Here is a 9,203-nt window from a genome sequence, read left to right on the forward strand (position 1 = left end):
CTATCCTTTGACCGCAGCCGCCATGCCCGAACTGGTAAGCGCGGCGGCCTTGACCAGGCCAGCGGCAAGGGCTGCCCCTACCCCCTCGCCGTGGCTGACGCCGAGATCGAGCAGCGGAATGAGGCCGAGCCGCTCGGCGGCAAGCCTTTGGCCGGGCTCCGGCGACAGGCTGGCCAACAGACAATGGTCGAGCGTCGCGGGATTGGCGGCGTGCAGCACGGCCGCCGCGGCGGTCGCGGCAAAGCCATCGAGCAGCACCGGGATCTTCTGCATCCGGGCAGCGATGATGGCGCCGGCGATGGCAGCGAATTCGCGGCCACCGACCCGGCGCAGTGCCTCCAGCGGATCCCTGAGAGCAGCGCCGTGAAAGGCAAGGGCGGCGTCGACCACGTCAGCCTTGCGCGCCTGCATCGCCGCGTCGGCGCCAGAGCCGGGGCCGACCCAGTCGGCGCCGCTGCCGCCGAACAAGGCCGCGCACAAGGCTGCCGCGACGGTGGAACTGCCGACGCCGAGATCGCCGAGGCAGATCAGATCGGCGCCGCCGGCAATCGCCTCCATGCCAAAGGCCATGGTGGCAGCGCAGCCGCGCTCGTCGAGGGCTGCGTCCTCGGTGATATCGGCGGTCGCAATGTGCAGCGCCAGGTCGAACACCTTGAGGCCAAGATCGTTGGCGATGCAAACCTGATTGATCGCGGCACCACCGGCAGCGCAAAACTCGACGGCACTGGCGGTCGCAGCGACGGCGCGCGGCGAAATGCCGTGACGGGTGACGCCGTGGTTGCCGGCGAAAATCGCCACCAGGGGCCGGTTCACCGCCGGCGGCGCGCGGCCGCTCCAGGCGGCAAGCCAGGCGGCGATGTCCTCGATGCGGCCGAGCGAACCCTTCGGCTTGTCGGCCCTCGCAAACAGTGTGCGCACGCGGGCCTCGGCCGCCTCGTCAGCCGGCGGCAGGTTCGCCAGCAGATCGCGGAAATCGTCGAAAGGCAGTGCGCTGGTCATGACGTCGGTGCTCATCTCCAAGATTGCCAAGCGGCATAGCCGCCTTGCCCGGCCGGCACAACCATCAAGCCGCAACACCGGGCCGTGCCGCAAAAGCGGCTGCCGGCGGCGAAATCCGGAGGGCTTGCATTGGCTTTGCCGTTGCACCATGTGGAAGCGGGACAAGGGATTCCGCAAAGGGATCTCACGAGAACATCATGACGGCCATCGAATCCCCCTGCATCCTGGTCTGTTCGATCGACATGAAAACCGGCTTCTGTTTCGGGTGTGGTCGCACGCGCGATGAAATTGGCGCCTGGATGGGCATGACGCCGGAAAACCGCCGCAGCGTCATGGCCGAATTGCCGGCCCGGCTGGAGACGGTCGAGCGTCGGCCGCGCCGGGAAACACGCCGCAGCCGCATGGCGCGCGAGCGCGACGTCCTCTCGTGAAACGGCAGACCCAATGAACCGACTGTTCTGGATCGTGATGGCGGCAATCGGCGTCGGGCTGATGCTGCTGATGATCAACAACGACGCCGGCAGCACGTTCGGCATCGAGAACTACGATTTCAGCCGGCTGGTCTGGCTGGGCGCGATCGGCTTGCTGGTCAGCGCCGGCCTGATCCGATCCGGCAGGCCGCTCGGCGCGATGGCCCGCAATCTCGGCACCTGGGCCGCGATCGTGCTGGCGCTCGTCGCCGGCTACCAGTATCGCTACGAGTTGCAGGATTTCGCAAGCCGGGTGACGGCAGGCCTCATTCCCGGCAGCCCGCTGGCGCTCGGCGTCGAGGACGGCCATGCGACCGTGACCCTGGACAAGGCCGACAGCGGCCATTTCGAGGCCCGCATCACGATCAACGGCGCGCCGATCCGCACTGTGGTCGATACCGGCGCGACCAGCACGGTGCTGACGGCCGAAGACGCGCAAGCGGCCGGCTTCAATCCGGCTGCATTGAGCTTCACCGTCCCGGTCTCGACCGCCAACGGCATGACGCGCGCCGCTTCGGTGAGGACGGACGAACTGGCGATCGGCGGCATCGTACGCAAGAACATGCAGGTCATGGTCGCCGCACCGGGCGCTCTCAGCCAGAGCCTGCTCGGCATGAATTTTATTGGCTCGCTGTCAGGCTTCGACGTGCGCGGCGACCGGATGATTTTGCGCGACTGAACCGCCTAGGCGGCCTGTTCGGCGTGGTCGAAATCGACCGCAGCGAACGCCACCTTCAACACATCCGGCCCTGCGCCGGGCTTCGTCGCATCGGTCGACAGGATCTGCCGGAAGCGGCGCGCGCCAGGCAGACCGTGGAACAGGCCGACCATGTGGCGGGTAACGTGGCCGAGCCGCCCACCCTGCTCGATATGGCGCGCGGCGTAGTCGGCCATCGTGTCGATCAGCGCGGCAAAATCGAATGCGCCGGGTTCAGCCCCATAAAACGCTGCATCGACGCCCGCCAGAATGCCCGGCGTGTGATAAGCGGCGCGGCCAAGCATGGCGCCATCGACATAGTCGAGGTGGCGAGCAGCCTCTTCGAGCGATTGAATGCCGCCATTGATGCCGATGAATTTGTTCGCTTTTCCGGCCTTCAGGCGATAGACTCTGTCATAGTCGAGCGGCGGGATATCGCGATTTTCCTTCGGGCTCAGCCCTTCCAGCCAGGCCTTGCGCGCATGCACCCAGAGCGCGTCGGCGCCGGCCGCGAACACGCCGTCGGCCAGCGCATCGAGCGCGGGCTCAGGATCCTGCTCATCGACGCCGATGCGGCATTTGACCGTCACCGGGATCTTCACCGCCACCTTCATCGCCGCCACGCTATCGGCGACGAGGTCGGGCACTTTCATCAGGCATGCGCCGAACGTGCCCGACTGGACGCGGTCCGACGGGCAGCCGACATTGAGATTGATCTCGTCATAGCCGAAGGCCTCGCCGATGCGCGCCGCCTCGGCCAGCTTTTGCGGATCGGAGCCGCCGAGCTGCAGCGCCACCGGATGTTCGGCGTCATCAAAGCCAAGCAGGCGTTCGCGTGCACCATGGATAACGGCATCCGCCACCACCATCTCGGTGTAGAGCAGCGCGCGACGCGTCAGCTGGCGATGGAAGAACCGGCAATGCCGGTCGGTCCAGTCCATCATAGGTGCAATAGCCAATCTATGTGCTTGATATTGCTTCATTTTCCGATTAGTCTCAACTAGTTAACTCGCACCGAGTGCACACGAATGTACGCCACAATGCGACGCTTTTCGCCACGTTTCGACGACTGAGTGCACACGGAGCGCAAAACTCCCTTCTGGCTCTTGGCAACAGCCAACGCTTGAGGTCCAGCTACTTCTGCATAGCTCAGCCGAAAACACGGCCCCGCTCGGTCTGGAGCTTGAGAGCGGTGCAGATCGTATCGCGGACATCACCCGTTGATCGCGATGACCAAGTCTAATACCGATCTTGGGAGAGAGTGGTTAGAACAGACGAACGCCTCCGCTCATATTTTCCTCAAGCGCAATTCGGAATTCCCGCGCGAACGCCTGTTGCAGCATGGACGACACCTGAGCCCTGTTTCTGATCATGTAGATGTGGCTCAGAAGATGTGGGCTGAAAGGGCGTATCGTCAATTTGCCCGCCCATCTGGCTGCGGAGAACGGGTCAACGATCGATACTCCCAAACCTTGCGCGACTAGGGCACACGCCATATCGGCGAACGGTGTTTCGAAACGGTAGTCGGCGGCAACACCAGCGTGATCCAGGACGCGTTCAATATCCTGCCGTGTGCGGTCCTCGCGGCCAAGTGCAATGAATTCTTGTCCCTCCATCTGGGGCGCGAAAATCACGCTGTCATCGGCGAACGCATGGTCGAGCGGCGCCACGCAGACGCATTCCGTTTGGAAAATCAGGTCGCAGGCGAAGGCGGGATCCACCACTGGCATCTGAATGAGGCCGAGATCGATCTCTTTGTTTGCCGTCAATTCCGCAATCCGGAGTGAGGCCGCCGGAAAGATGCTCATGCGAACCTTTGGGTGGCGCCCGGCAAATGACTTCACAAAACGGGGTAGGACGATGCTTGCAAGCGCCGGATAGACCCCGATCATCAGCCGCCCGGCTTCCAATTGCCTGATATCTCCAGCCAGACGTCGTATTCTCGCCATTCCCTTTACGATCCGACCGACCTCTTCATTGAGAAGCATGGCCTCCGCTGTCGGAACCAGGCGACCCGCCCGACGAATGAAGAGCGGGATTTTCAGCGCATGTTCCAGGTTCGAGATATGCGCGCTGACCGAGGGCTGGGCGATATGCAGAAGGTCGCTCGCGCCGGTCACCGTTCCGGCCTCCATGACGGCTCGGAATGCCTCAAGCTGCTTGTAGTTCATCAACCGTGCCCGAGCAGTTCGCGTGAGCCACACCATAGGAAAAAGCTATGCCCTGCGCAAGATTTCATATTGGCATGCTTCGCTAGATTCCGTTCTAATCGATCGCAATAAGCCGTCCAAGCCAGCCTAGACAAACATTCGCCGCCTCGGAAAAGCTGATTCTTTCGCTTATACCCAAGCGATAGCATCGATTTTTCCTATCGTTGGCGGTGAGGTTTGCGGGCGCGTCACAACAAGAGAGGGAACTTCACCATGATTAGAAACACCATCCTTGCGGCAGCGCTATCGCTGGCCGGCCTTTACTCGTGTGGCGAGGCCTCAGCACAGGACGCGACCCATATCCGCATCGCAACCGAAGGCGCCTATGCGCCATGGAACTACACGCTCTCGGATGGCACGCTTGCCGGCTATGAGATCGATCTTGCCAAGGAATTGTGCAAGCGCATGAAGGCGCAATGCGAGATCGTCGCGCAGAACTGGGATGGCATGTTGCCCGCCCTGAACGCCGGAAAATTCGATGCGATCATCGCGTCCATGGGTGTGACACCCGAGAGAGCGGAGGTGGCGGCATTTTCCGATCCCTATTCCACCGCGCCCAACGCTTTCCTGGCGCTGAAGGGCAGCGGTCTGGCCGAGGCCCTGCCCTGGCATGACAAATTCGACCTTCGCGACAAAGCCTCCGGGTCAAAGGAGATTGTCGCAAAGCTCGACGCGGCACTCAAGGACAAGGTCCTGGGCATCCAGGGATCGACGACGGCCGGCAAATTTGTCGATGAGTATCTGAAGGACGCGGTCACGGTCAGATCCTACAAGACGCAGGACGAAGCCAATCTCGACCTGGTGGCGGGCCGGATCGACCTCACAATGGCCAATATCACGGTTCTCGCCGAGGCCCTGAAACGGCCTGACATGGCTGAGGCGGAACTCGTAGGACCGACCTTTGTCCTGGCCAGCGGAACAAGCGTGGCCTTTCGCAAAAGCGACACCGCCTTGAAGGACAAGTTCAACGCCGCGATCCACGACGTCAACGCTGACGGGTTCAACAAGGCGCTGACGGAAAAATGGTTCGGCGTCGATATTTCCGTGAAGAACTGAACCGAGCCAGCGCGAGCCGGTCTTCCGCGATTTGTCGTCCCTGTTGTGAAGAGCGGCCTGGCGCCGGGTCGTCTCGCTTGCACCGTCACTTAAGCGATGTCCGCCTCGGCCCTGCGCGATGAGATCCCGCAATGACAGCTTCCGATTTCGTTCTGGGATTTGGTAAGGCCGGCTGGGGAACGGCCCTGCTTCTAGCCGCGATGATGACGCTGGCCGTGGCGTTGACCGGCTACGCGTTCGGCCTCCTCGTTGGAAGCTTGGGCGCATGGGCAAAGATCAAAGGGAGCACTTTTTCACGGTTGATTGCCGACGCCTATACTACTGTGCTGCGAGGCATACCCGACATTCTCGTCATCTATCTCTTCTACTTCGGTTCGAGCGCTGTTCTGACACCGCTCGCCGGTCTGTTCGGCATTTCGGGTTTCGTCAGCCTGCCGGGTTTCATGGCCGGCGCGCTGGCGATCGGACTGGTGTCGGGCGCCTATCAGGCCGAGGTCATGCGCGGCGCCTATCGCGCGGTTTCGCCCGGAGAGATCGAAGCGGCGATCGCCGCCGGCATGTCCCGCATGACCATGTTTCGCCGGATCATCGCGCCGCTGGTCCTGCGGCATGCACTACCGGGTCTCGGCAATGTGTGGCAACTGGTGCTTAAAGAATCTGCACTGGTATCGGTCACCGGGCTCGTGGAAATTCTGCGACAGGCGCAGATCGGCGCGGGATCGACCGGCCAACCATTCACATTCTTCTTCGCCGCCGCCCTTCTGTACCTGGCCATTTCGTCGTTCTCGACTTGGCTTCTGCGGCGGACCGAGGCGCACTTCGCAATCGGCGCAAGGCGGGCCTGATGGACATTCCGTTCCTGTACGAGACACTGCTGAAACTTCTGACGGGAGTGCCGCTGACATTGCAGCTCGCGGCATCCTCGGTGGGCTTGGGTGCCGTTCTGGCGGTCATGCTAGCTTTGGCAAGGCTGTCGGGTTTGCGGCTGCTCGCCTGGCCCGCGTCCTTCTACGTCTTCGTCTTCCGCTCCACGCCGCTGCTGGTGCAGATTTTTCTGATCTATCACGGCCTTGGGCAGTTCCATGCGGTGCGGACCAGTTTTCTGTGGCCTCTCCTGCGCGAACCTTATTGGTGTGCACTCATCGCCTTGACCTTGAACACAGCTGCTTATTCCTGCGAGATCGTTCGTGGTGCATTGCTGTCGGTCCCCTCCGGTCAGATCGAAGCCGCGCGGGCCTGCGGCATGTCGACCTTCACGCTTTACCGACGCATCGTCTTCCCGCTTGCCCTGCGCCATGCCTTGCCGGGATACGGCAACGAATTCATCCTGATGATAAAATCGACGGCGCTGGCCTCCATCGTCACCTTAATGGAGGTGACTGGTCTCGCGGCCCAGCTCATTTCCGAATCCTTCCGCGCCATCGAAATCTTGATCGTGGCAGCCGCGATCTACCTCTTCATCAACTTTACCGTCACGCGCCTCGTTCAGTGGGCCGAATACACACTCGGCGCCGATCTAAGGCCGCCACCGGCAGCACCTGGGCAAGGAGGATCCCTATGAACGACCAGATCAAGCCGGCCGTGCGCCTGACGGAATTGCGCAAAAGCTTCGGCGCATTCGAGGTGCTCAAGGGCATCTCACTCGAGGCGATGGAAGGCGATGTCGTCTCCGTTCTTGGCTCCTCCGGATCCGGCAAGTCGACGATGCTGCGCTGCATCAATATGCTGGAGAGGCCCGATAGCGGGCAGATCGAAGTCGGCGCGGAGACCATCCGGCTGACGAAAGTAGGCGGCACAGACAGGCGCCAGTTGCAGCGCATGCGCGCAAGCATAGGGATGGTGTTTCAGAACTTTAATCTCTGGTCTCATATGACGATCCTCGAGAACCTGATTGAGGCCCCGATCCACGTTCAGAAGCGCCCCCGCGCCGATTGTGTGGAGGAGGCTGAAGCGCTTTTGGAAAAGGTCGGCATTGCCGAGAAGCGCAATCATTATCCCGCCCATCTGTCCGGTGGTCAGCAGCAGCGGGCGGCCATCGCCCGTGCGCTGGCCCAGCACCCAAAGGTCATGCTTTTCGACGAGCCGACCTCCGCGCTCGACCCGGAGCTTGTCGGCGAGGTCCTCCGTGTCATGCGCGCGCTCGCCGAGGAAGGCAGGACGATGCTCGTCGTTACTCATGAAATGAGCTTCGCCCGGGACGTCTCCAGCAAGATCGTATTCCTGCACAAGGGCACGGTTGAAGCGGAAGGCTCACCCCACGAAATGTTCGCCACCGGCCGGTCCGACTGCTTCCGGCAATTCCTGTCTGGCGGCAACGGCTCAAATGAGCCGACCGCGTTTCCCACCATGCGATAGTCACGACAAAATATCTGAGAAGGAACTGACGCCATGACCACACAGGCCACCGCATCTGAAATCGTGATCGTCGGAGGCGGTATCTATGGTGCGAGCCTTGCCTACGAACTGGCGCAGGCCGGCAAGACCGTAACACTGCTTGAGGCCGACGAAATCGCGGCCGGCGCATCGGGTGGCTTCGGGGAACGGGGCGTGCGTGCAAACGGCCGCGATTTGCGCGAGCTGCCGATGGCGACCGCAAGCTTTCCGCTCTGGGCGAAATATCAGCAGCAATTCGAAGGCGGCGTTGGCTACCGCCGGATCGGCGGGCTGCATCTTTTCAACATTCCTCACGGCGCTCACGAACACGAAGTGCGCGGCAGCATGGAAGCCATGGCAATCGTGCAAAACGCGCTCGGCGTTCCTTCCCAGCTTCTCAGTCGTGACGAAACGCTGCAACGTGAGCCGGAATTGTCGGGGGATTTGATCGGCTCGATCTATTGTCCGCAAGACGGCGTGTGCGATCACAGCTTCGCCACGCTGGCATTCGCCAAACAGGCGCGCAAGGCTGGAGCGAGCCTGCGCACAGGAACGCGCGTCACAGAAATCCTCCACACCAAAGGGAGGGCAACCGGGGTGAAGCTTACGAGTGGAGAAATCGTGCCTGTTGGCGAGAAACTCGTTCTCCTGGCCAACACTGGCGCACTGCCGCTGTTAAAACCGGTTCTCCAGGTGCAGGAAATCATGCCCGTCATCACGCAGATTCCGCAGATGATGTTCGTCACCAACCCAAACGGCAAAAAACTCAATCATCTTCTCGGCCATGCCCACCGCAAGCTGTCGGTGAAGCAGATCCAGGACGGAACGTTGATGCTATCGGGCGGCCAAAGCGTCGCCTATACGCCGGGGGGGAGTTGGAAGGGGTCACTCAGTGCAACAGCGCTCGGCCTGACCGATACTATCGCGACCTTGCCCTTCATCGACGAGTCCGCCTTCCTGAAGGTCGATGCTTCCCGCGTCGAGAGTTGTGCGGTTGACGGCATCCCGATCGTCGATACGCCTTCCGCTTTGCACAACACCATCTATGGATTTGCCTGGACTGGCCATGGCTTCGCCATAGCCCTTGGCTTCACCAAATGCCTCACGGACTGGATTGTCAGCGGAGTAAAGCCGCAAGCGCTCGACGTGTTCTCGGCAAAGCGGTTTCATGAGGCAATTGGCCCAGGTGAGAGGGCAGCTGGCATCCAAACGTTCTCGACGAGAGACGGTCTCAGAGAAGCCGTCTAGGATCGATTCGGCTTATTCGTAGCCGCTACTCGGGCGTAGGCTCGTGAAGTTGGCGATATGCGCCAGCAAAAAGCGCGTGAAGAGGCCAAACGGCCATGTCCTCGCAGGAACGAAAATGGAAGAGAAGTAGAATTTTCGTGTGCAGTTTTT

10 protein-coding genes are annotated in these 9,203 nt (G+C 61.6%); 7 read left to right on the plus strand and 3 right to left on the minus strand.

All coding sequences use genetic code 11. The annotated features are described in order from the left end of the window. The gene (locus AC1D1N_RS13570; RefSeq protein WP_477349505.1) at window positions 1-999 is read right to left on the minus strand and encodes a nicotinate-nucleotide--dimethylbenzimidazole phosphoribosyltransferase; all 999 of its coding nucleotides are present in this window, start codon (window positions 997-999) and stop codon (window positions 1-3) included. A gap of 197 nt (window positions 1,000-1,196) precedes the next feature. On the opposite strand from AC1D1N_RS13570, the gene AC1D1N_RS13575 reads away from it, so the two are divergent. Together AC1D1N_RS13575 and AC1D1N_RS13580 are read left to right on the plus strand one after the other, a co-directional pair. After that, window positions 1,197-1,430, plus strand: a complete 234-nt coding sequence (locus AC1D1N_RS13575; protein WP_112561682.1) for a DUF1289 domain-containing protein — start codon at window positions 1,197-1,199, stop codon at window positions 1,428-1,430. A 13-nt stretch (window positions 1,431-1,443) separates the two neighbouring features. Then, on the plus strand, window positions 1,444-2,148 hold the full coding sequence (locus AC1D1N_RS13580) for a TIGR02281 family clan AA aspartic protease (protein WP_477349074.1): 705 nt from the start codon (window positions 1,444-1,446) through the stop codon (window positions 2,146-2,148). Window positions 2,149-2,153: 5 nt separating this feature from the next. Here the strand turns inward: AC1D1N_RS13580 and dusA are convergent, their stop codons facing one another. Both dusA and AC1D1N_RS13590 read right to left on the minus strand, forming a co-directional pair. After that, on the minus strand, window positions 2,154-3,149 hold the full coding sequence (gene dusA, locus AC1D1N_RS13585) for a tRNA dihydrouridine(20/20a) synthase DusA (RefSeq protein WP_477349077.1): 996 nt from the start codon (window positions 3,147-3,149) through the stop codon (window positions 2,154-2,156). Between the two features lie 282 nt (window positions 3,150-3,431). Continuing rightward, window positions 3,432-4,337 carry a LysR substrate-binding domain-containing protein gene (locus AC1D1N_RS13590; protein ID WP_477349079.1) on the minus strand — a complete coding sequence of 302 codons (906 nt, stop codon included), beginning with the start codon at window positions 4,335-4,337 and terminating at the stop codon, window positions 3,432-3,434. Window positions 4,338-4,589: 252 nt separating this feature from the next. On the opposite strand from AC1D1N_RS13590, the gene AC1D1N_RS13595 reads away from it, so the two are divergent. The 5 genes from AC1D1N_RS13595 (at window position 4,590) to AC1D1N_RS13615 (ending at window position 9,053) form a co-directional block, all read left to right on the plus strand. Further along, window positions 4,590-5,432, plus strand: a complete 843-nt coding sequence (locus AC1D1N_RS13595; protein ID WP_477349081.1) for a transporter substrate-binding domain-containing protein — start codon at window positions 4,590-4,592, stop codon at window positions 5,430-5,432. Window positions 5,433-5,563: 131 nt separating this feature from the next. Continuing rightward, the gene (locus AC1D1N_RS13600) at window positions 5,564-6,277 is read left to right on the plus strand and encodes an ABC transporter permease (protein WP_477349083.1); all 714 of its coding nucleotides are present in this window, start codon (window positions 5,564-5,566) and stop codon (window positions 6,275-6,277) included. Next, window positions 6,277-6,993: an ABC transporter permease gene (locus AC1D1N_RS13605; RefSeq protein ID WP_477349085.1), complete on the plus strand. Its 717-nt coding sequence runs from the start codon at window positions 6,277-6,279 to the stop codon at window positions 6,991-6,993. Before AC1D1N_RS13600 ends, AC1D1N_RS13605 begins: the two co-directional genes overlap by 1 nt. Further along, a complete protein-coding gene (locus AC1D1N_RS13610; RefSeq protein WP_477349087.1) occupies window positions 6,990-7,787 on the plus strand; it encodes an ABC transporter ATP-binding protein in 798 nt (265 codons plus the stop codon). Before AC1D1N_RS13605 ends, AC1D1N_RS13610 begins: the two co-directional genes overlap by 4 nt. 33 nt (window positions 7,788-7,820) lie before the next feature. Continuing rightward, complete coding sequence (locus AC1D1N_RS13615; protein WP_477349089.1) at window positions 7,821-9,053, plus strand: NAD(P)/FAD-dependent oxidoreductase; 1,233 nt, start codon at window positions 7,821-7,823, stop codon at window positions 9,051-9,053. Window positions 9,054-9,203: the final 150 nt, after the last annotated feature.

Source organism: Mesorhizobium sp. P2_B5 (assembly GCF_056404775.1).

Coding starts and splice junctions, on each gene's coding strand:
- AC1D1N_RS13570 (WP_477349505.1), bottom strand. CDS start 999: ATGACCAGCGCACTGCCTTTCGACGATTTCCGCGATCTGCTGGCGAAC.
- AC1D1N_RS13575 (WP_112561682.1), top strand. CDS start 1,197: ATGACGGCCATCGAATCCCCCTGCATCCTGGTCTGTTCGATCGACATG.
- AC1D1N_RS13580 (WP_477349074.1), top strand. CDS start 1,444: ATGAACCGACTGTTCTGGATCGTGATGGCGGCAATCGGCGTCGGGCTG.
- dusA (WP_477349077.1), bottom strand. CDS start 3,149: ATGAAGCAATATCAAGCACATAGATTGGCTATTGCACCTATGATGGAC.
- AC1D1N_RS13590 (WP_477349079.1), bottom strand. CDS start 4,337: ATGAACTACAAGCAGCTTGAGGCATTCCGAGCCGTCATGGAGGCCGGA.
- AC1D1N_RS13595 (WP_477349081.1), top strand. CDS start 4,590: ATGATTAGAAACACCATCCTTGCGGCAGCGCTATCGCTGGCCGGCCTT.
- AC1D1N_RS13600 (WP_477349083.1), top strand. CDS start 5,564: ATGACAGCTTCCGATTTCGTTCTGGGATTTGGTAAGGCCGGCTGGGGA.
- AC1D1N_RS13605 (WP_477349085.1), top strand. CDS start 6,277: ATGGACATTCCGTTCCTGTACGAGACACTGCTGAAACTTCTGACGGGA.
- AC1D1N_RS13610 (WP_477349087.1), top strand. CDS start 6,990: ATGAACGACCAGATCAAGCCGGCCGTGCGCCTGACGGAATTGCGCAAA.
- AC1D1N_RS13615 (WP_477349089.1), top strand. CDS start 7,821: ATGACCACACAGGCCACCGCATCTGAAATCGTGATCGTCGGAGGCGGT.